This is a genomic window from Pseudomonas sp. ADAK21 (assembly GCF_012935735.1).
GTDB classification, from domain to species: domain Bacteria; phylum Pseudomonadota; class Gammaproteobacteria; order Pseudomonadales; family Pseudomonadaceae; genus Aquipseudomonas; species Aquipseudomonas proteolytica.
Map to the genome: position 1 here is coordinate 1,421,390 of NZ_CP052857.1, position 21,744 is coordinate 1,443,133.

General features: G+C 60.4%; 19 protein-coding genes and 1 tRNA gene. 15 read left to right on the forward strand and 5 right to left on the reverse strand.

Annotation, left to right across the window (positions count from 1 at the left end):
- Positions 1-27: 27 nt before the first annotated feature.
- The 14 genes from rpoD (at position 28) to pqqE (ending at position 16,151) form a co-directional block, all read left to right on the forward strand.
- Complete coding sequence (gene rpoD, locus HKK57_RS06535; protein WP_029296867.1) at positions 28-1,878, forward strand: RNA polymerase sigma factor RpoD; 1,851 nt, start codon at positions 28-30, stop codon at positions 1,876-1,878.
- A gap of 125 nt (positions 1,879-2,003) precedes the next feature.
- A complete protein-coding gene (locus HKK57_RS06540) occupies positions 2,004-5,747 on the forward strand; it encodes a bifunctional diguanylate cyclase/phosphodiesterase (RefSeq protein ID WP_070994510.1) in 3,744 nt (1,247 codons plus the stop codon).
- Between the two features lie 15 nt (positions 5,748-5,762).
- Positions 5,763-5,839, forward strand: a tRNA-Ile gene (locus HKK57_RS06545).
- Between the two features lie 243 nt (positions 5,840-6,082).
- Positions 6,083-6,583, forward strand: a complete 501-nt coding sequence (locus tag HKK57_RS06550; protein ID WP_070994509.1) for a hypothetical protein — start codon at positions 6,083-6,085, stop codon at positions 6,581-6,583.
- Positions 6,584-6,593: 10 nt separating this feature from the next.
- Entirely contained in the window at positions 6,594-6,836 is a 243-nt protein-coding gene (locus HKK57_RS06555; RefSeq protein WP_070994508.1) for a hypothetical protein, read from the forward strand.
- Between the two features lie 380 nt (positions 6,837-7,216).
- Complete coding sequence (locus HKK57_RS06560) at positions 7,217-7,678, forward strand: Lrp/AsnC family transcriptional regulator (protein WP_029296872.1); 462 nt, start codon at positions 7,217-7,219, stop codon at positions 7,676-7,678.
- Positions 7,679-7,823: 145 nt separating this feature from the next.
- Positions 7,824-9,515 carry a flavin monoamine oxidase family protein gene (locus HKK57_RS06565; protein ID WP_169389949.1) on the forward strand — a complete coding sequence of 564 codons (1,692 nt, stop codon included), beginning with the start codon at positions 7,824-7,826 and terminating at the stop codon, positions 9,513-9,515.
- An 11-nt stretch (positions 9,516-9,526) separates the two neighbouring features.
- Positions 9,527-10,321 carry a carbon-nitrogen hydrolase family protein gene (locus HKK57_RS06570; RefSeq protein WP_169389950.1) on the forward strand — a complete coding sequence of 265 codons (795 nt, stop codon included), beginning with the start codon at positions 9,527-9,529 and terminating at the stop codon, positions 10,319-10,321.
- Between the two features lie 50 nt (positions 10,322-10,371).
- Entirely contained in the window at positions 10,372-12,768 is a 2,397-nt protein-coding gene (gene pqqF / locus HKK57_RS06575) for a pyrroloquinoline quinone biosynthesis protein PqqF (RefSeq protein ID WP_169389951.1), read from the forward strand.
- 163 nt (positions 12,769-12,931) lie between these two features.
- On the forward strand, positions 12,932-13,006 hold the full coding sequence (pqqA, locus tag HKK57_RS06580; RefSeq protein ID WP_003194766.1) for a pyrroloquinoline quinone precursor peptide PqqA: 75 nt from the start codon (positions 12,932-12,934) through the stop codon (positions 13,004-13,006).
- A 75-nt stretch (positions 13,007-13,081) separates the two neighbouring features.
- Positions 13,082-13,993, forward strand: a complete 912-nt coding sequence (gene pqqB / locus HKK57_RS06585; RefSeq protein WP_029296881.1) for a pyrroloquinoline quinone biosynthesis protein PqqB — start codon at positions 13,082-13,084, stop codon at positions 13,991-13,993.
- 10 nt (positions 13,994-14,003) lie between these two features.
- Positions 14,004-14,756 carry a pyrroloquinoline-quinone synthase PqqC gene (gene pqqC, locus HKK57_RS06590; RefSeq protein WP_029296883.1) on the forward strand — a complete coding sequence of 251 codons (753 nt, stop codon included), beginning with the start codon at positions 14,004-14,006 and terminating at the stop codon, positions 14,754-14,756.
- Entirely contained in the window at positions 14,753-15,028 is a 276-nt protein-coding gene (gene pqqD / locus HKK57_RS06595) for a pyrroloquinoline quinone biosynthesis peptide chaperone PqqD (RefSeq protein WP_070994502.1), read from the forward strand. Before pqqC ends, pqqD begins: the two co-directional genes overlap by 4 nt.
- The gene (pqqE, locus tag HKK57_RS06600) at positions 15,021-16,151 is read left to right on the forward strand and encodes a pyrroloquinoline quinone biosynthesis protein PqqE (protein ID WP_186351872.1); all 1,131 of its coding nucleotides are present in this window, start codon (positions 15,021-15,023) and stop codon (positions 16,149-16,151) included. The genes pqqD and pqqE overlap by 8 nt, the downstream gene beginning before the upstream one ends.
- Before the next feature lie 4 nt (positions 16,152-16,155).
- On the opposite strand, the gene HKK57_RS06605 is transcribed toward pqqE, so the two are convergent.
- The 4 genes from HKK57_RS06605 to HKK57_RS06620 all read right to left on the reverse strand — a co-directional run bounded on the left by HKK57_RS06605 (position 16,156) and on the right by HKK57_RS06620 (position 18,588).
- Positions 16,156-16,314, reverse strand: a complete 159-nt coding sequence (locus HKK57_RS06605; protein WP_007904205.1) for a YqaE/Pmp3 family membrane protein — start codon at positions 16,312-16,314, stop codon at positions 16,156-16,158.
- A 97-nt stretch (positions 16,315-16,411) separates the two neighbouring features.
- Positions 16,412-16,732, reverse strand: a complete 321-nt coding sequence (locus HKK57_RS06610; RefSeq protein ID WP_029296888.1) for a helix-turn-helix domain-containing protein — start codon at positions 16,730-16,732, stop codon at positions 16,412-16,414.
- A complete protein-coding gene (locus tag HKK57_RS06615) occupies positions 16,716-17,081 on the reverse strand; it encodes a type II toxin-antitoxin system RelE/ParE family toxin (RefSeq protein ID WP_169389952.1) in 366 nt (121 codons plus the stop codon). The genes HKK57_RS06610 and HKK57_RS06615 overlap by 17 nt, the downstream gene beginning before the upstream one ends.
- Before the next feature lie 235 nt (positions 17,082-17,316).
- A complete protein-coding gene (locus HKK57_RS06620; RefSeq protein ID WP_169389953.1) occupies positions 17,317-18,588 on the reverse strand; it encodes an aspartate aminotransferase family protein in 1,272 nt (423 codons plus the stop codon).
- Positions 18,589-18,794: 206 nt separating this feature from the next.
- On the opposite strand from HKK57_RS06620, the gene HKK57_RS06625 reads away from it, so the two are divergent.
- Positions 18,795-19,715: a LysR family transcriptional regulator gene (locus HKK57_RS06625; RefSeq protein WP_159908994.1), complete on the forward strand. Its 921-nt coding sequence runs from the start codon at positions 18,795-18,797 to the stop codon at positions 19,713-19,715.
- 227 nt (positions 19,716-19,942) lie between these two features.
- Here HKK57_RS06625 and HKK57_RS06630 read toward each other — a convergent pair whose 3' ends face one another.
- The gene (locus HKK57_RS06630; protein ID WP_029296896.1) at positions 19,943-21,721 is read right to left on the reverse strand and encodes an acyl-CoA dehydrogenase C-terminal domain-containing protein; all 1,779 of its coding nucleotides are present in this window, start codon (positions 21,719-21,721) and stop codon (positions 19,943-19,945) included.
- Positions 21,722-21,744 lie beyond the last annotated feature (23 nt).

Consider the following 21,744-nt stretch of genomic DNA (forward strand, 5'->3'; position numbering starts at 1 on the left):
GCCAAGACCTTCAGTGGATAGGGTGTTATGTCCGGAAAAGCGCAACAGCAGTCTCGTATCAAAGAGTTGATCGTCCTTGGTCGTGAGCAGGGTTACCTGACTTACGCGGAGGTCAACGACCACCTGCCGGAGGATATTTCAGATCCGGAACAGGTGGAAGACATCATCCGCATGATTAACGACATGGGGATCAACGTATTCGAAGCTGCGCCAGATAAGGATTCTCTTATGCTGGCGGACGCCGATACCGACGAGGCCGCCGCTGAAGAAGCTGCTGCCGCGCTGGCTGCAGTGGAGACCGATATCGGTCGCACCACCGACCCTGTGCGCATGTATATGCGTGAAATGGGTACGGTTGAGCTGCTGACACGCGAAGGCGAAATCGAAATCGCCAAGCGTATCGAAGAGGGCATCCGCGAAGTGATGGGCGCAATTGCGCACTTCCCCGGCACGGTTGACCACATTCTCTCCGAGTACACCCGCGTTACCACCGAAGGTGGCCGCCTGTCCGACGTCCTGAGCGGTTATATCGACCCGGACGACGGCATTACGCCGCCTGCCGCCGAAATACCGCCGCCTGTCGACCCGAAGGCCGTGAAAGCGGACGACGAAACCGACGACGACGAGGCTGAAGCCAGCACCGACGACGAAGAAGAAGTCGAAAGCGGCCCGGATCCGATCATCGCAGCCCAGCGCTTTGGCGCGGTCTCCGATCAGATGGAACTGGCGCGCAAGGCCCTGAAGAAGCACGGTCGTGGCAGCAAGCAGGCAACCGCCGAGCTGCTGGCCCTGGCTGAGCTGTTCATGCCGATCAAACTGGTGCCGAAGCAATTCGAAGGCCTGGTTGAGCGGGTTCGTAGCGCCCTTGAGCGTCTGCGTGCACAAGAGCGTGCGATCATGCAGCTCTGTGTCCGTGATGCGCGCATGCCGCGTACCGACTTCCTGCGCCAGTTCCCAGGCAATGAAGTTGACGAAAGCTGGACCGACGCACTGGCCAAGGGCAAAAGCAAATACGCTGAAGCCATTGGTCGCTTCCAGGCCGACATCGTTCGTTGCCAGCAGAAGCTGACTGCATTGCAGACCGAAACCGGTCTGACGATTGCCGAGATCAAGGACATCAACCGTCGCATGTCGATCGGCGAGGCCAAGGCCCGTCGCGCGAAGAAAGAGATGGTTGAAGCGAACTTGCGTCTGGTGATCTCCATCGCCAAGAAGTACACCAACCGTGGCTTGCAATTCCTCGACCTGATCCAGGAAGGCAACATCGGCTTGATGAAGGCTGTGGACAAGTTCGAATACCGTCGCGGCTACAAGTTCTCGACTTATGCCACCTGGTGGATCCGTCAGGCGATCACTCGCTCGATCGCCGACCAGGCCCGCACCATCCGTATTCCGGTGCACATGATCGAGACCATCAACAAGCTCAACCGTATTTCCCGGCAGATGTTGCAGGAAATGGGTCGCGAACCGACCCCGGAAGAGCTGGGTGAACGCATGGAAATGCCTGAGGATAAAATCCGCAAGGTATTGAAGATCGCTAAAGAGCCGATCTCCATGGAAACCCCGATTGGTGATGACGAAGACTCCCATCTGGGTGACTTCATCGAAGACTCGACCATGCAGTCGCCAATCGATGTCGCCACCGTTGAGAGCCTCAAAGAAGCGACACGCGACGTACTGTCCGGCCTCACTGCCCGTGAAGCCAAGGTACTGCGCATGCGTTTCGGCATCGACATGAATACCGACCACACCCTTGAGGAAGTCGGTAAGCAGTTTGACGTGACCCGCGAGCGGATCCGTCAGATCGAAGCCAAGGCGCTGCGCAAGTTGCGCCACCCGACGAGAAGCGAGCATTTACGCTCCTTCCTCGACGAGTGATCACAAAACCCCCAGGCCCAGGCCTGGGGGTTTTGCTTTGTGCAGATTAAATCTCCCCCCGCTTTACCTCCCCTCGCAATGCCCGTCTACACTCGAAATATTCCCCGTGCCATAACGAGACCGTTATGCCCAGACTGCCGACCGTGCTACTGCTGTCGCTGCTGACCTGGACCGCAACGGCTGGCGCGTTGACTCTCACTGATGAAGAGCATGGCTGGTTGGCGGACCACCCGGAGTTGCGCCTGGGCGTTGATGCGTCGTGGCCGCCATTTGAATATCGCGATGAAGAAGGCCGCTACCAGGGCCTGGCGGCTGACTATGTTCGACTGATCCAGGATCGCCTGGGTATCAAGGTCAAGTTGATCGAGCCCGCCAACTGGAGCGCACTGCTGGAGCAGGCCAGGAACAACCAGCTCGACCTCTTGCCGGGCATTATGTCCACCCCGGAGCGCCAGGGTTTCCTGGCATTTTCCCGGCCTTATCTCGACTTCCCGATAGTCATCCTTGCCCACGAAGGCGGCGCCCAACCCCGCTCCCTCAAGGACCTGTATGGGTTGAAGATTGCCGTGGTGGAGAACTATGCCCCCCACGAGTTGCTGCGCACCCACCACCCCGACTTGAACCTGGTGGCGATGCCCAACGTCAGCTCGACGTTACAGGCCCTGGCTACCGATGAGGTGGACGCCGTCGTCGGGGACCTGGCCTCCAGTGTCTGGAGCCTGCGCCAACTCAAGCTCGATGGTTTATATGTCAGTGGCGAAACGCCTTATCGCTATCAACTGGCCATGGGCGTGCCCCGCGAAAACAAAATGCTGATTGGCATCCTGGATAAAGTCCTCGCCGACCTCAGCCCCCGGGAAATTGACGAGATCCAGGAACACTGGGTCGGCAATGTCATCGATCACCGCGCCTTCTGGACTGACTTGCTGCTCTACGGCCTGCCTGCGGTGCTGCTGTTGAGTACCGTGCTGGCCATCGTGATTCGGATCAATCGTCGGCTCAGTTCGGAGATTTCCCGCAGGGTGGCCTTGGAACAGGAGTTGCGCAGCAGCGAATACCATTACCGCGGGCTGGTAGAAAGCCTGTCAGCCATCGCCTGGGAAGCTGACATCCATGACTTCACCTACAGCTATGTGTCGCCCCACGCCGAGGAACTGCTGGGTTATCCAAGGGCGCACTGGCTGATCCCAGGCTTCTGGCGCAATATCATCCACCCCGCCGACCTGACCCGCGCCGACACCTTCTGCCAACGGGAAACCCGCGCCAACCGCGACCACAGCATCGATTACCGGGTAATCACCGCCGACGGCCGTTGCCTATGGGTCAGGGACATTGTCAGCCTGATCAAGCATGGGCATGAGCCCGTCATGCGAGGCCTGATGATCGATATCAGCGAGGCCAAGCGCACCGAGGAAGCATTGCAGCTCTCAGAGGAGAAGTTCGCCTCGGTGTTCCAGCAATGCCCGGACATACTGGTGATCGCTCGCCTGTCCGATGGTTGCCTGCTGGAGGTCAACAAGGCATTCGAGGACCAGATAGGCCTGAGTGCTGCAGACGTCATCGGCAAGACCGCCACCGAGCTGAACATCTGGGGCATCCAGGGCGTAGGCCCCAACCTGCTCAAGCGCGTGCAGACCACCAGCATCCGCAACCTGGAGATGCCGTTCCTGCGCAGTAATGGCCAGGCGTTTACCGGGCTGATCTCCGCCGAACCCTTCCAACTCGATGCAACCGAAGCGCTTGTCGTGGTGGTGCGGGACATCACCCAACTGAAGGAAACCCAGCAACTACTGCAGACTTCCGAAGAAAAGTTCGCCAAGGCCTTCCATGCCTCGCCCGACGGCTTGCTGCTGACACGCCAGCATGATGGCCTACTGCTGGAGGTCAACGAAGGCTTCAGCCGCATCACCGGTTTCAACAGTGCAATGTCCCTGGACCAGTCGACCCTGGACCTGGGCATCTGGGTGGACTTGAACGAACGCAGACACATGCTCGACCTGCTGCACCGCGACGGTCTGGTGCGTGATTTTGTCTGTCATATCCGACGCAGTGACGGCCAGATTCGCCTGTGCGAAGTGTCCAGTCGTCCACTGCCGATCGGGGATGACGACTGTATGCTGACCATCGCCCGCGACATTACCGAACGCCAGTTGATGCAGGAAAAACTGCAACAGGCCGCGACGGTTTTTGAAAGCACAGCCGAAGGCGTACTGATCACCGATACCGGGCAAAACATCAGCGCCGTCAACCGTGCCTTCAGCGAAATCACCGGCTACAGCGAAGCCGAAGCCCTCGGCCACACCCCGCGCCTGCTGGCCTCCGGCCTGCATGACAGCGCGTTCTACGCGGCCATGTGGCATCAACTGACCGCCAACGGCCATTGGCAAGGCGAGATCTCCAACCGACGCAAGAACGGCGAGTTGTACCCCAGTTGGCTGACCATCAGTGCCGTGCGCAACCACGAGCAGTCAATCACCCACTTCGTGGCGGTATTTGCCGACATCTCCAGCCTCAAGCACGCCCAGGCGCGGCTCGACTACCAGGCGCATCACGATCCGCTTACCGGGCTGCCCAATCGCACCCTGTTTGAGAGCCGCCTGCAGACCGCCCTCACCAGCCAACAGGAAACCGGCAGCCAGGGTGCGGTGCTGTTTCTCGACCTCGACCGTTTCAAACACATCAACGACAGCCTCGGCCACCCGATTGGCGACCTGCTGCTCAAGGACATCGCGGTGCGCCTCAAGGAGCAACTGCGCGACATCGACACCGTGGCCCGCCTGGGCGGTGACGAATTCATCATCCTGCTGCCCGGCCTGCAACAAGCCAGCGACGCGCAGCACCTGGCCAATAAGCTGCTGGCCTGCTTCACCCTGCCCTTTCAGGCGGGCGAGCACGAGTTTTTTATCAGCGCCAGCATCGGCACCAGCCTCTACCCGCAGGACGGCATCGACGTCGCCACCCTGGTCAAAAACGCCGATGCCGCCATGTACCGTTCCAAAGCCAAGGGCCGCAATCGGGTCGAACGTTACACCCAGGACCTCACCGCCCAGGCCAACGAGCGCGTTGCCCTCGAACACGAACTGCGCCGCGCCATAGAGCGCGACGAACTGTTTCTGTATTACCAGCCAAAGCTGAGCCTGGAGACCCAGCAACTGATCGGCGCCGAAGCCCTGATCCGCTGGCGCCACCCCACCTTTGGCGACGTGCCACCTGAGCACTTCATTGCCCTGGCCGAAGAGAACGGCATGATCCTGCAAATCGGCGACTGGGTCCTGGAACAGGCTTGCCGCCAACTGCACCTGTGGCGCAAAACCTATGACGACTTTGGCCCGCTCTCCGTCAACCTTGCCGGTGCCCAACTGCGCCACCCCAACCTGCTGGGGCGCATCGAGCAACTGCTGCGGGACAACCGCCTGGAGCCGGACTGCCTGCAACTGGAGATCACCGAAAACTTCATCATGAGCCAGGCCGAAGAGGCCCTTGAAGTGCTGCATAAACTCAAGCGCCTGGGCGTCCAACTGGCCATCGACGACTTTGGCACCGGCTACTCGTCCTTGAGTTACCTCAAGCGCCTGCCCCTGGACTTCCTGAAAATCGACCAGTCCTTCGTCCGCGGCCTGCCAGACGACCCCCACGATGCCGCCATCGTGCGCGCCATCATCGCCCTGGGCCACAGCATGCAATTCACCATCATCGCCGAAGGCGTCGAAACCCCCGCCCAGCAAGCCTTCCTCGCCGACGAGGGCTGCGAACAAATGCAAGGCTACATCGTCAGCCTGCCCCTACCCGCCGACATCTTCGCCGCGACCTTCCTTCACATGACCCATTCAGATTTTTCGGATAGCACAGTGGAGAAACCATCGTTATAATCCGCGACCTACTGAGGGCCTATAGCTCAGTTGGTTAGAGCAGGGGACTCATAATCCCTTGGTCGTAGGTTCGAGTCCTACTGGGCCCACCATACTCAAAGCCGCGCATTGCGCGGCTTTCGTGTTTCTGGATGGACCACCGCAGATACACGGAGGCGCCTCGGCCTAACGTCTCCAAAACCGACGCACTCGATGTGTTGTTATCGGGGAGTTGGCTTGCTGGCGATGAGACCCATGCAGACGTCAAATTCCCCGGGGCCTCACATCAAAGACTGTTTGCATCTTAGTCACCGCTTGTAGAAAATCGTCGTCTTTTTGCACGAATGGATACGCGCATGAAGTTCGAGAAGACCACGCAGTACAGGTCCGAGGAGGGGATCGTCTTCAATCTGTCTCAAATCACCCTCATGGAAAGCGACCGAGGTCGCCTGCGCGAGCTGCACTTTGGCGAAGCGAAACGCGCCCATTACCAAGTCAACAGCATGGTCGTCGATATGTACGACCGAATGCAGGCTCGAAACCTGCCATGCCTGCTGACAGTCTGCATTTCCAATCCCCTCACCCGTCAGCAGGCCGATGCTATCAACACTATGCGTGGCAACGTCGCCAAGGGAATTGCTGCGGCCTCAGGTGGTGTTGCCGGGAGGGTAGGTGCGTTGGGCGGGCCGCTCATTGGCTGGGCTTCAGGTGCAGTCGTGACGACAGGTGTCAACTGGTACCTCAAAGGAGCCCTGCCGACCCTGCATGCAGGTGACGTGCTGGTCAGCATCGAGGGAGAGGTCCATGGCGGGATTGGCCCACAGCGCTCTGTCGTGACGCTGGTCATCAAGGTCTGAGGAACTGCACATGCCCTACATCATGCAAACTGTCGTCCTTCTGGTGCTGGGCGCGATTCTCGTTCAGTTTCTGAAACCATACCCGCTGCGCAAGTGGCTGGGTTTGGCGCTGCTGGCAACGGGCTTGGTCAGCCTCTTCAAGGTGGGTGAGCAGCAGGTGCTGGGCTTTGACCTGGAGCTGCTAGCACTGCTGGCCGTGCCGCTGGGCGTGGTACTTTTCCTGACGCGGCGGCGGTTCACGGAGGGGGACTGAAGCCCTGGCACGATTTCTCGGTGCCGTCTCTGCCCCAAAATCAGATGGGACAACAGTCGATCAACAGCGCGTTGATCGATGATCTTAGCGTTGGACCTTGCCGGCGGACTGGGGGGTTACTTTGAACATACTGGTAACGCCTAACGTAGGTTAGATGCCGCCAAAATCACTGCTAAATGATGGGTGGCGGCTGTCACGCAGGCCAGGTGCATCGCAAATGTGTAATGCCACATTGGCCAGCCTCGCCAACTCTGCGGGCGCGGCCTAATTCTGATCCTAGGCAGTCCGGATCTAGCGCACATGAAAGGTCACCGCAATCGCCACCCGCGAACACGAGCCTGTAACATGCTCCCCCATTGCCACCCACGCCGGAGCCCATCTTGTCCGCCCCCCGCCCTCCCGTTCTCGATGAGATCGACCGCCAGTTGATTGCGGCCTTGCAGATCAATGCCCGTGAAAGCGTGGCCATGCTCGCTCGCCAGCTGGGGATTGCCCGCACCACCGTGACCTCGCGCCTGGCGCGCCTGGAAAAGACCCAGGTGATTACCGGCTATGGCGTGCGCCTTGGCCAGCGTGTGGTGGATGGTGGGTTGCAGGCGTATGTGGGGATTACCGTGCAAGCGCGCTCCGGCAAGGAAGTGCTGCGTCGCCTCAGCGCCATGGCCCAGGTTCAGCAGTTGTGTGCGGTCAGTGGTGAGTTTGATTATGTGGCCTGGCTGCGTACCGATTCGCCGGAGCAGTTGGATCAACTGCTGGACCAGATCGGCAGTGTCGACGGGGTAGAAAAGACCACCACCTCGATCATCCTCAGTAACAAATTGGATCGCGGCCAACCAATCTGACCACCAATCTCGTCACTTCGACTAAAAACAATTCAATACGACGACACATTGCGTCTTATTAACGAGCGCTACGCTCCCTAGAATGGCTGCCATCTTTTCCTATACTTCACGGGGCGTGCCCCGTCGAGTGCCAGCAAGGTCAGCCATGAACGCCACCTACAAGAACAATCGCCACCCTGCAGACGGTAAAAAACCCATCACTATCTTTGGCCCGGACTTTCCGTTCGCCTTTGATGACTGGATCGAACACCCCGCCGGGCTGGGTAGTATTCCCACCGCCAACCATGGCGCCGAAGTGGCGATTGTCGGTGCGGGTATCGCCGGCCTGGTGGCCGCCTACGAGTTGATGAAGCTGGGCCTCAAGCCGGTGGTGTACGAAGCCTCGAAAATGGGCGGGCGCCTGCGCTCCCAGGCATTTGAAGGGGCCGAAGGCATCATCGCCGAGCTGGGCGGGATGCGCTTCCCGGTGTCATCGACGGCGTTCTACCACTATGTGGACAAGCTGGGCCTTGAAACCAAGCCGTTCCCCAACCCGCTGACACCAGCCTCGGGTAGCACTGTGATCGACCTGGAAGGCCAGACTCACTACGCACAGAAAATCTCCGACCTTCCTGCACTATTCCAGGAAGTGGCTGACGCCTGGGCCGATGCCCTGGAGGCCGGTTCGCAGTTCGGTGATATCCAGCAAGCGATTCGCGACCGTGACGTGCCACGGCTCAAGGAGCTGTGGAACAAGCTGGTGCCGCTGTGGGACGACCGCACGTTCTACGACTTCGTCGCCACGTCCAAGGCATTCGCCAAGTTGTCGTTCCATCACCGCGAAGTGTTTGGCCAAGTAGGTTTCGGCACCGGTGGCTGGGACTCGGACTTCCCCAACTCGATGCTGGAAATCTTCCGCGTAGTGATGACCAACTGCGACGATCACCAACACCTGGTGGTCGGTGGCGTGGCGCAAGTGCCCATGGGGATCTGGCGCCATGTGCCAGAGCGATGCGCCCATTGGCCGGCCGGCACCAGCCTCAGCTCCCTGCATCACGGCGCGCCACGGGCAGGGGTCAAGCGCATTGCCCATGCCGCCGATGGGCGTTTTGCGGTAACCGACAACTATGGCGACACCCGGGAATACGCCGCTGTGCTGACCACTTGCCAGAGCTGGCTGCTGACCACCCAGATCGAATGCGACGAAAGCCTGTTCTCGCAAAAAATGTGGATGGCCCTGGACCGCACGCGCTATATGCAGTCGTCGAAAACCTTTGTCATGGTCGACCGGCCTTTCTGGAAGGACAAGGACCCGGAAACCGGCCGCGACCTGATGAGCATGACCCTCACTGATCGCCTGACCCGTGGCACCTACCTGTTCGACAATGGCGACGACAAGCCGGGGGTTATTTGCCTGTCTTACTCGTGGATGAGCGACGCCCTGAAAATGCTCCCGCAGCCCATCGATAAACGGGTGAAGCTGGCCCTCGATGCGCTGAAAAAAATCTACCCGAAAGTCGATATCAAGGCGCGCATCATTGGCGACCCGATCACCGTTTCCTGGGAAGCCGATCCGCACTTCCTCGGCGCGTTCAAGGGCGCGTTGCCGGGCCACTACCGCTACAACCAGCGCATGTACGCGCACTTCATGCAAAAGGATATGCCGGCCGAGCAGCGCGGGATTTTCATCGCCGGCGACGATGTGTCCTGGACCCCAGCCTGGGTCGAAGGCGCAGTGCAGACCTCGTTGAACGCGGTTTGGGGCATCATGACCCACTTCGGTGGCAGTACCCACCCACAAAACCCGGGGCCGGGGGATGTGTTCGACGAGATCGGCCCTATCGCCCTGGCCGAATAAGGAGCCAAGCCATGCGTGTTGCCCTGTACCAATGCCCACCATTGCCGCTGGATGTCGCTGGCAATCTCAAGCGTCTGCACAGCGTTGCGCATGAAGCATGCGATGCCGACGTGCTGGTGCTGCCGGAGATGTTCCTCACCGGCTACAACATCGGTGCTGAAGCAGTCGGCGCCCTGGCCGAAGCGCAGGACGGGCCGTCGGCCCAGACCATTGCCGAACTGGCGCGCAACACGGGCCTGGCGATTCTCTACGGCTATCCGGAACGGGCCAAGGACGGCCAGATCTACAATGCCGTGCAGCTGATCGACGCCAATGGCCAGCGCCTGTGCAACTACCGCAAGACCCACCTGTTCGGCGACCTCGATCACTCGATGTTCAGCCCCGGTGGTGACGAGTTCCCTGTCGTCGAGCTGAACGGCTGGAAGCTGGGGTTTCTCATCTGCTACGACCTGGAGTTCCCGGAAAACACTCGACGCCTGGCCCTGGCAGGTGCCGAGTTGATCCTGGTACCGACGGCCAACATGGTGCCCTTCGACTTCGTCGCGGACGTCACCGTGCGCGCACGGGCCTTTGAAAACCAGTGCTATGTGGCCTACGCCAACTATTGCGGGCATGAAGACCAGATCCACTATTGCGGGCAAAGCAGCATCGCAGCGCCGGATGGGCAACGCGTCGCCCTGGCGGGGCTGGATGAGGCGCTGATCGTCGCCACCCTCGACCGCCAGGTGATACACGCCGCGCAAGCGGCCAACCACTACCTGGCGGACCGTCGCCCCGAACTCTATGCCGCGCTGCATAAACACTGACCACTGCGCTTTGCGCTAGCATAGGCACTTCCTACGTTCTGGAAGTGCTCATGCCTGTGCCGGCCCACCCTCATCACCTGCAACTGACCCTGGCCAATGGCCTGCGGGTTTCCCTGTGTCATGCCCCACGTCTCAAGCGCTGTGCAGCTGTCCTGCGGGTAGCGGCGGGCAGCCATGACGTGCCGTTGGCCTGGCCGGGGCTGGCGCACTTTCTGGAACACCTGCTGTTTCTTGGCACCGAGGCTTTTCCTGCACCGGACGGTTTGATGGCCTACGTGCAGCGCCACGGTGGGCAGGTCAACGCCAGCACCCGTGAGCGCACCACCGACTTCTTTTTTGAAGTACCTGCCCCGGTGTTTGACGGCGCACTGCAGCGCCTGGCCGATATGCTCGCTCATCCGCGCCTGGCCATGGACGATCAACTACGCGAGCGCGAAGTGCTGCAGGCCGAGTTTATCGCCTGGTCCCAGGATGCCGAGGCACAGCATCAAGTCGCGATCCTTGAAGGCCTCGCTGCCGGGCATCCGCTGCGGGGTTTTCATGCGGGCAACCGCGATAGCCTGCCGGTGCCACAGGAGGATTTCCAACAAGGCTTGCTGGGGTTTTATCAAGACTTCTATCAAGCAGGACAGCTGACCTTGAGCCTTGCCGGCCCGCAATCGCTGGAAGAACTGCAAGCCTTGGCCGAGCGCTTTGGCGAGTGCCTGCGCCCGGGCCCGCTACGCCCGCAGCAGCCACCACCGGCCTTGATGGACGGCGATAAATATCGCTATCAATACCTCAACAACCAGCACCTGCATCACCTCATCGCCTGTAACGCGCCCCGCGAAGCCCTGGATTTCCTCTGCACCTGGCTGAATGCCACGGCACCCGGTGGTCTGCTGGCCGAATTGAAAACCCGGGGCTGGGCAAGCGCGCTGCACGCCAGTGTGCTGTACTCGTTCGCCGGGCAGGCGCTGCTGGATATCGAATTCACCCTGGGGCCACAGGGCTCACAACAGTCCCTGGCAATCGAAGCCCTGTTGAACGACTGGTTGAGCTTTTTCGCCCACAGCGATTGGACTGCGTTGCGCGAAGAGTACGCGCTGCTGATCAACCGCCAACAGCAGATCAGTGGCGCCTTGGCCCTGGCCCGCCATGACAGTGAGAACCGCGAAGCGCTGTTGTCAGAGCAGCATTGCCAAGCGCTCAAGACCCTGCTGAACCTGCTGCAATCGGCTCCTGCGCAACAGGCCTGGCAGTTGCCGCCGGGCAACCCATTCTTGCGACCGCAAACCCTGGAACCACGCCCCGGACTGATTCGCGGCCAGACCAGCGCCCATCGTGGCTTGCGCACCTTCGCCCAGGATCGCTCCCGTGGCCGGCGCGAACTGCCAGGCCTTTCATTCAGCCAAGCGTTGCCCGCCGATCACGATGAGGGCGCCCTTTACCTGTGCTGGCAACTGGATTCGACCGCCCATGGCATAGGTAACAGCCTGCAAACTTTGCAGACTAACGCCCGCCAGGCCGGCGTGGAAATGTCCTGCGAAGCTGTAGGCAATTGTTGGCTGCTGAAAATGAGCGGGCTGCATGACCCCATGCCCGCTATCGTCGAGCAACTGGCTCGCGAACTGACCCAGGCCGACGCCAACCTTGAACAAGACGCGCCCGCCAGCCCGACGCCACAGATGGCCATCCGCGAACTGCTCAAGGCATTGCCAGCCTGCGCTGCCGACATTGCCTCCACTGGGCACCTCCATCCATTGCCCAACAGATGGACCACTGCCACGTGGCAAGGCCTGGGCATGGGCCTGCCGGCTGCGTGCGAAACGGCGATCAAACATGCGGCGGCACGCCTGCCCGGACAATGTGCCGAGACTCCACGCATCGCTCACCCCATCAATGGACTGTATCGCTGGCATCAGCTAGACACCGCTTCCACCGAAGCCGCCTTGCTGCTGCTGTGCCCGGCCCCGAGCCAATCCCTGGCCGACGAGGCCGACTGGCGATTGCTCGCTCACTTGGCCCAGACCCCGTTCTACCAGCGTCTACGGGGCGAATTGCAGGTGGGCTACGCCGTATTCAGCGGTATCCGACAGTTCAACGGGCAAACCGGTCTGTTGTTTGGCGTGCAGTCGCCCGATGTGGCGCTGGCGGACCTGCTCGATCACATCCAGGCCTTCATCAAGCAATTGCCGGCCTTGATCAATGGGAGCGACGAGCTGGGCAACGCGGCCCTGGCCCGGCAATTTTCGCCGCAGGCGCTGCCCACATCCCAAGCCGCCGAGCTGCTCTGGCAGGCCAGGTTGGCCGGGCATGGCGCGAACTATCTTGAACAATTACGCGAGTTGATCCAGACCCGTACACGCCAGCATCTGGTGGAGGCGGCGGCGCAACTCAGCCAAGCCGCAGGCGGCTGGCGCTGCCTGGCCAATGGCGCACCAGCGGGCGATCACTGGCAGATATGACGTTGATCGTTGCCGATGCTGCAACAGGCTTTTTCCACCAAGACAGCGCTAGCTTGACCAGAAATGAGTAAAATCGCGCCACGCATCTGAACATCTCCGACTGGAGGTGGACTATATGTATTACTTGGTAGTAAACGTCCCATCCCTTCGTAGGAGTATGAATATGACCTGGTCCAAACCTGCTTACACTGATCTGCGTATTGGTTTTGAAGTCACCATGTACTTCGCCAGCCGCTGATTGCTTTTGTATTGCAATGCAACGCCTCGGCTCGCCGGGGCGTTTTTATTTTGAGTCTTGTGTAAAGGAGCAGCGATGTTCGTCCAGATTCTAGGTTCGGCGGCCGGTGGCGGTTTCCCGCAGTGGAACTGCAACTGCGTGAACTGCGCCGGCTTTCGCGACGGCAGCCTGCGGGCCCAGGCGCGCACCCAATCGTCCATCGCCCTCTCCGACGATGGCGTGAACTGGGTGCTGTGCAACGCCTCGCCGGATATCCGCGCCCAACTGCAAAATTTTGCGCCGATGCAACCTGGCCGCGCGCTACGCGATACCGGTATCAGCGCAATCATCCTGATGGACAGCCAGATCGACCACACCACCGGCCTGCTCAGCCTGCGCGAGGGCTGCCCGCACCAGGTGTGGTGCACCGACATGGTCCATGAAGACCTGAGCACCGGCTTCCCGCTGTTCACCATGTTGACCCACTGGAATGGCGGCCTGGCGTGGAACCGTATCGAGCTGGACGCCAGTTTCAGCATTCCTGCCTGCCCCAACCTGCGCTTTACCCCGTTGCCCCTGCGCAGCGCCGCGCCGCCCTACTCGCCCCATCGGTTCGACCCGCACCCGGGTGACAATATCGGCTTGATCGTCGAAGACCTGCGCACCGGCGGCAAACTGTTCTACGCCCCCGGGCTGGGCAAAGTCGACGCGCCGCTGCTTCAAATCATGGCGCGAAGCGACTGCCTGCTGGTGGACGGCACGATGTGGGATGACGACGAAATGCAGCGCCGTGGCGTCGGCACCCGCACGGGCCGCGAAATGGGCCACCTGGCGCAGAACGGCCCCGGCGGCATGCTGCAAGTACTGGAGCAATTGCCCAAGCAGCGCAAGGTACTTATCCATATCAACAACACCAACCCGATCCTCGACGAAGACTCGCCTGAACGGGCCGAGTTGGCGCGGCGCAATGTAGAAGTAGCCTACGACGGCATGAGCATTGAATTGTAGGAGAGCCCCAATGACCGAGACACCGCTGACCCCCGCCGAATTTGAACAGGCCTTGCGGGCCAAGGGCGCGTTCTACCATATCCATCACCCGTACCACGTGGCGATGTATGAAGGCCGGGCCACCCGCGAGCAGATCCAGGGCTGGGTCGCCAACCGGTTCTACTACCAGGTGAACATCCCGCTGAAGGACGCCGCGATCCTGGCCAACTGCCCGGACCGGGAAATCCGTCGCGAGTGGATCCAGCGCCTGCTCGATCATGACGGCGCACCCGGCGAAGACGGCGGCATCGAAGCCTGGCTGCGCCTGGGCCAGGCGGTGGGCCTGGACCCGGATCAACTGCGCTCCCAGGAGCTGGTGTTGCCCGGCGTGCGGTTTGCCGTGGATGCCTACGTCAATTTCGCCCGCCGGGCCAGTTGGCAGGAAGCCGCCAGCAGCTCGCTGACCGAGTTGTTCGCCCCGCACATCCACCAGTCGCGCCTCGACAGCTGGCCCCAGCATTACCCATGGATCGACCCTGCCGGCTACGAGTATTTCCGTACCCGCCTGGGCCAGGCCCGGCGTGATGTCGAGCACGGGCTGGCGATCACGCTTGCGCACTACACCAGCCGCGCCGGTCAGGAGCGGATGCTGGAGATTCTCCAGTTCAAACTCGACATCCTTTGGAGCATGCTCGATGCCATGAGCATGGCCTACGAACTGAACCGCCCGCCTTATCACAGCGTGACCGCGCAACGGGTCTGGCATAAAGGGATCACGCTATGAGTTTCGACCGCAGCAAAAAGCCGACCTGGCGCCAGGGTTACCGCTACCAGTACGAGCCAGCGCAGAAGGGCCATGTGTTGCTATACCCCGAAGGCATGATCAAGCTCAACGACAGCGCCGCCTTGATTGGCGGTTTGATCGACGGCGAGCGCAGTGTGGCGGCCATCATTGGCGAGCTGGAGCAGCAATTCCCCGGCGTACCCGAACTCGGTGAAGACATCGAGCAATTCATGGAGGTGGCGCGTGCACAGCACTGGATCGAACTTGCCTGAAAAGCCCGAGATCGGCCTGCCGCTATGGTTGCTCGCCGAGCTGACCTATCGCTGCCCGCTCCAGTGCCCGTACTGCTCCAACCCGCTGGATTTCGCCGAGCAGGGCAAGGAGTTGAGTACCGAGCAATGGATCAAGGTGTTTCGCGAAGCCCGGGAAATGGGCGCGGCACAACTGGGGTTTTCCGGCGGTGAGCCACTGGTGCGCCAGGATCTCGCCGAGCTGATCGCCGAGGCGCGCCAGCTGGGGTTCTATACCAACCTGATCACCTCCGGCATCGGCTTGACCGAGCAGAAGATCAGCGACTTCAAGAAAGCCGGCCTGGACCATATCCAGATCAGCTTCCAGGCCAGCGATGAACAGGTGAACAACCTGCTGGCCGGCTCCAAAAAGGCTTTCGCGCAGAAGCTGGAAATGGCCCGGGCGGTCAAAGCCCATGGCTATCCGATGGTGCTGAACTTCGTAACCCATCGGCACAATATCGACAAGATCGACCGCATCATCGAACTGTGCATTGCGCTGGAGGCAGACTTTGTCGAACTCGCCACCTGCCAGTTCTATGGCTGGGCCCAGCTCAACCGTGTTGGCCTGCTGCCGACCCAGGAACAACTGACCCGTGCCGAGCGCATCACCAACGAATACCGCGCCAAGCTGGAAGCCGAAGGGCATCCGTGTAAGCTGATTTTTGTCACGCCGGACTACTACGAGGAACGCCCTAAGGCCTGTATGAATGGCTGGGGCAGTATCTTTCTGACAGTGACACCAGACGGCACTGCCCTACCTTGTCACGGCGCCCGACAGATGCCGGTGCAGTTTCCCAATGTGCGCGACCACAGCATGCAGCACATCTGGTACGACTCGTTTGGCTTCAACCGCTTTCGTGGTTACGACTGGATGCCAGAGCCATGCCGCTCGTGCGACGAGAAGGAAAAGGACTTCGGCGGCTGCCGCTGCCAGGCGTTCATGCTCACAGGGGATGCCAGCAATGCTGACCCGGTGTGCAGTAAATCCGCCGATCACGGCATCATCCTCAATGCCCGGCTCGAAGCCGAGCACGCTACGCAGACCATCGAGCAACTGGCTTTTCGCAATGAGCGAAACTCCAGGCTGATCGCCAAAGGCTGACCGATCAACGCTTGGCGATGATGTACACCGCATGCACGATGCCAGGGATGTAGCCGCACAGGGTCAACAGGATATTCAGCCAGAACGCGCCGGCGAAACCCACTTGCAGGAACACACCCAGTGGCGGCAGCAGAATGGCGATGATGATACGAATGAAATCCATGGGTCAGCTCCGAATAATCGGCTCGTGTGAGCCGTACAGCTAATCGACCCTGACCGCGCGTGAGGGTTCAGTGGAATCTGGCACCGGGCCATCCTCCTCAGGCAAGGATCTCCAATCCGTGCTTTTGCACGATGCTCAGCAGCTTGAGCGCCATGCCGCTGGGTTGCTTCTCGCCGGACTCCCATTGCTTGATTGTCGACGCACTGGTGTTCAGGTAGCGGGCGAACACCGGTTGGCTGACATGACTGCGCTCGCGCAGTTGCTTGATCTGGTCGGCAGGTATCTGTGCCGGCACAGGCGCAATGCACAGCTCATCAAATTCACGAAGGGTGGTCTTGCTGATGGCGCCAATCGAATGCAGCGCGCTGGCCGATTGGTGAATGGACTCCAGCGCTTGGCTTTCATATTTTTTGGTCATGATGTATCTCCACAAACTCCCTGAAATCCAGCAACTGCTGGATCTGTATTTCGTTTAAGCCTTCATAGGCCTTTGCCAACGCCCGAAACCCAGTCAATTCCTTGTGACTGATATTGCTTTGATCTTGCTTGGCGAACAGAAACTGATAAACCCAGTAATCCCTGCCCTTCGCCAGGACGATGGAGCGATGCCGGTTGTGATTGAGGCGTTTCTTCCAGACTCCACCACCCAGATTGTCCGCCTGGCCCCTGAGCATCTCACCAAATGCCTCTCTTAATTGCGAATCGCAGATCCAGGCCTTGCTGGCTGCATCAGCAAAATGCCGGCTTTTGAACAGTCGCAGCTTCATAGGCATCCCTTCCTCATAAACATACCACCTGGTGGTACAGATTAAAAATAGGGGTCACAAAAAATCTTTGCGCCCTTCCGGCACTCCCTGCCGGTGCCCGCTAAAAAGCCATTTTTCTCGATGAGCCTCAAGCGTCCTTTTCAATCCAGAAATTACACACAAAAAAAACGCCCCCAGCCAAAAGAATCAAGCTGGAGGCGCTGCGTATACCGCGAGACGGTTCAGGAATAGGGGGTTAAACAGCGATGCCCTTGCGGCATTGCAGTTGGGCGGTGTGCACACGGGAAAACGCACGGGCCAGGCGCAGTAGCATTTCGTCGATATTGCTCTTGCTTACCGTCAACGCCGGGGTAAAGCGCAGGCAGTCGGGTTGTGGGGCATTGAGGATCAGGCCCTCGTAAAGCGCCGCTTTTACCACCGCATCTGCCGAATCATCTGACAAGCTCAGGCCCAACAACAGGCCCTGGCCCCGCAGTTCGCCCTGGCCATAGCGGTGGGCAAGCCGCGCCAGGCCTTCGCCCAGGTACTGGCTGGTATCACGTACGTGTTCGAGAAAGCCGTGCCCCAGCACGCTATCGAGCACAGCGACGCCGGCGGCCGCCATCAGGGCATTGCCGTGATGGGTGCCTTCCAACTCACCGATTTCAAAGCAGCAGGCTTTGCCGCGAGCCAGCAGCGCAGCCAATGGCACTCCGCCACCCAGGCCTTTACCCAAGGCGACGATATCGGCGCGCACGCCGTAGCGCTGTTCGGCCAGCAAGGTGCCGCAACGGCCCATCCCCGTCTGTACTTCATCAAGAATCAGCAGAATGCCCAACTCCCGGCACAACCGCTCCACACCCTTGAGGTAATGCTCGGTGGCCGGGATGACGCCGGCTTCGCCCTGGATCGGTTCCAGCATGATCGCGACGGTTTGTGCGTCGACCGCGGCATGCAGGGCGGGCAGGTCATTGAACGGTACGTGGCAGAAGCCTGGCAGTTGTGGCTCGAAACGATTGTCGCCAGAGGCCGCCAGCGTCGCCAGGCTGCGCCCGTGGCTGGCGTTGCCAGCGGTAATAATGCGATAGGCGCCACCACGGTGTAGCTGGCCCCACTTGCGCGCCAGCTTGATCGCCGCCTCGCAGGCTTCCGTACCGCTGTTGAGCAGGTAGGCCTGGTCGCTGCCGGTGCTGTGACACAAGCGGTCCACCAGGTTCAGTTGGCTGCGGTTGTGCAGCCCGTTGCCGGGGTTGATCAGCGCTTGCGCTTGGTCGGCCAACGCGCGCACCAGTACTGAAGGGCTGTGGCCAAGGCTGTTGGCCGCACCACCCTGGGTAAAGTCGAGGTAGGCACGGTCTTCACTGTCCCATAGCCACGAACCCTGGCCGCGTACGAAAACCTGCGGAGGGCGGGCCACTGTGGGCATCAGGGATTGAGTGGAAAGCTCATCACGCAGCATCGGGGTTTTCGCGTCCAGTAACAGATCGTCCAGGCTCGGCGCCGGACGGCGCAAGTTGAACAGGTTCATGCCTGCACACCCCACGGGTTGTTGGCAACCCTGGATTGGCGGAAGCCCGGCAATTCGTTTTTTGCCTTGCCTATGTAAACACCATCGCTGTAAACGGTATTCATCTCGCGTCTTGGCCCTGTAAGCCCTATGAATAGGCGCTAGACTAGGCGCCTTGGGGGCGTACAGCCATTTCGATTTTCCAGCATTTTCGATAAGCATTACTTATGGATTTCAAGCAACTGCGTTATTTCGTCGCGGTGTACGAAGAGGGCCATGTGGGCCGGGCCGCAGAGCGCCTGTCGATTTCCCAGCCAGCGCTGTCGCAGCAGATCCGCCAGCTGGAGCAGCACCTCGATGTCAGCTTGTTCGAACGCAGCAGTAAACGCCTGTTGCCGACCCTGGCTGCCCACACCTTGTACAACCATGCCCTGCCGCTGCTCGATGGCATGCAGCAAGCCGTCGAGGCCCTGCGGCATTTCAAGGGCCAGGCGCTGCGGACCCTGGCTATCGGTGTGCTGCAAACCGTGCACACCAGCCTGGTGCCACAGATGCTCGAACGCGTGCGCAAAGCCCAGCCACACCTGGTGGTGCAGATCTATGAGCTGACGGGCCTGGAGATCGAACGTCGCCTGCTCAATGGCTCGCTGGACATTGGCATCAGCTACCTACCGGCACGCCAACCGGGCTTGCACGGCGTAATGCTGTATGAAGATGAACTGAAAGTAGTCATCCCTGCCGACCATCCTTTGCGTGAATTCAAGAAGGTCTCCCTCAAACAAGCAGCGGAACTGCCCATGCTGTTGCTCGGGGAAGAGTTCCAGATCAGGCAGATCTGGCAGGCGCAACTGGCGAACCTGGGGCGCCGGCCGCAGGTCCAGGCCGAGCTGAACACTATGGTGGGGATTCTCGACAGCCTGCCTCATACGCGGCTGGCGACAGTACTACCTGGCCGATCACAGGATGAACACAGCAGCCACGCGCTATTGTGGAAGCCCTTGAGTGAGCCACGGGTGCCGCTGAAAGTGGGTTTGGTGTGCCGAGATGTACAACGTCAGCAAGCCACGCTGGAGTTGCTGCGCACCTTGCTCGAAGACGTGATGAATGGGCCACATGGGCCGGCAAGCACGGTAGACGGGCTGGCCTGAACTTTTTCGCGGGCAATAAGAAAACCCCGCCGAAGCGGGGCTTTGCAGACTGTTTCCCTGACATCCATTTCACTCCGCCACCCTGGCAGAATCCTACGTGTCCCTGTTGTTGCTTTGCGCTTCCTGCGCGACGTCCATGTGAAGTAGATTAGCTGTGGATCCAATCTGGCGATAGAGGACGATTAGCAGTACGTCATGTAAGAGAATGCTTACATGACCTCCCCCGATTAGAACTGCGCTTCGTCCAGCAAGAACAGCGATTCACTGCCGGCCTTCACGGAGGCACTCAGGGAGTGAATACGCGGCAGCAGACGAGCGAAGTAGAAGCGCGCCGTCCCCAGTTTGCTGGCATAGAAGTCTTCCTCGGTCTCCTTGCCCAAAGCCGCCTTGGCCATCAATGCCCACATATAGGCATAGGCCATGTAGCCGAAGGCATGCAGATATTCCACCGAGGCCGCGCCGATTTCATTCGGGTTGGTCTTGGCGCGATCCAGCACCCAGGCAGTCAAGGTGTCGAGTTCGTCCACCGCGGCGCTCAGGGGCTGGGTGAACTCAGCCAGGTCGCTGCTGGCCGTGGCGATGAAGTGGCGGATCTCATCGGCAAACAGGGTGTAGAACGCCCCGCCGCTGCCAACGATCTTGCGCCCCATCAAGTCCAGCGCCTGGATGCCGTTGGTGCCTTCGTAGATCTGCGTGATACGCACGTCACGCACCAACTGCTCCTGGCCCCACTCACGGATATAACCATGGCCGCCGAAGATCTGCTGGCCGTGCACGGTGGTTTCCAGGCCCAGGTCGGTGAGGAAGGCCTTGGATACCGGGGTCAGCAGCGCCACCAGGTCATCCGCGCGCTTGCGGGTCGCGGCGTCTTCGCTGAACTTGGCGGTGTCCAGTTGCATCGCCACATAAGTGGAAAACGCACGGCCGCCTTCGTTCGCCGCCTTCATGGTCAGCAACATGCGGCGCACGTCAGGGTGGTTGATGATCGGGTCGGCGATCTTGTCCTTGGCCTTGGGGCCAGTCGGCGAACGGCTTTGCAGACGGTCACGCGCGTATTCCACAGCGTTCTGGTAAGAACGCTCGCCGGTCGCCAGGCCCTGGATGCCGACGCCCAGGCGCTCGTAGTTCATCATGGTGAACATCGCCGCCAGGCCACGGTTCGGCTCGCCGACCAGGTAGCCAACGGCGTCGTCGAAGTTCATCACACAAGTGGCGGAAGCCTGGATGCCCATCTTGTGTTCGATCGAACCACAGGTCACCGGGTTGCGTGCGCCCAGGCTGCCATCGGCATTGACCATGAACTTGGGCACCAGGAACAGCGAGATGCCCTTGGGACCGGCCGGAGCGTCCGGCAACTTGGCCAGCACCAGGTGGATGATGTTTTCGGTGAGGTCGTGTTCGCCACCGGTGATGAAGATCTTGGTCCCGCTGACCTTGTAGGAACCGTCTGCCTGGGGCTCAGCCTTGGTACGAATAATCCCCAGATCGGTGCCGGCATGGGGTTCGGTCAGGCACATGGAACCGGCCCACACGCCCGCGTACATATTCGGCAGGTAAGTGGCTTTCAGTTCTTCACTGGCGTGGGTGTTGATCGACACGCAGGCGCCGGACGTCAGCATCGGGTACAGGCCAAACGCCAGGCCCGAGGAGTTGATCATTTCTTCGACCTGGGCCGACACGGCCTTGGGCATGCCCATGCCACCGTAGGCCGGGTCGCCACCTACGCCCACCCAGCCGCCTTCGGCATAGGTTTTGTAGGCTTCGGGAAAACCGGCCGGCGTGGTGACTACGCCATTGTCCCAGCGGCAACCTTCCTCGTCGCCGCTGCGGCTCAACGGGGCGATGGTCTTGGCGGTGACTTTGCCAGCCTCTTCAAGGATTGCCTCGACGGTTTGGGCGTCGACGGTCTCGGCCAGTGCCGGCAATTGCGCCCACAGCTTGGCAACCTCGAATACTTCGTTGAGGACGAAGCGCATATCGCGCAGCGGCGCTTTGTAGTCAGCCATGGCAAACCTCGTAGGAACGTTAA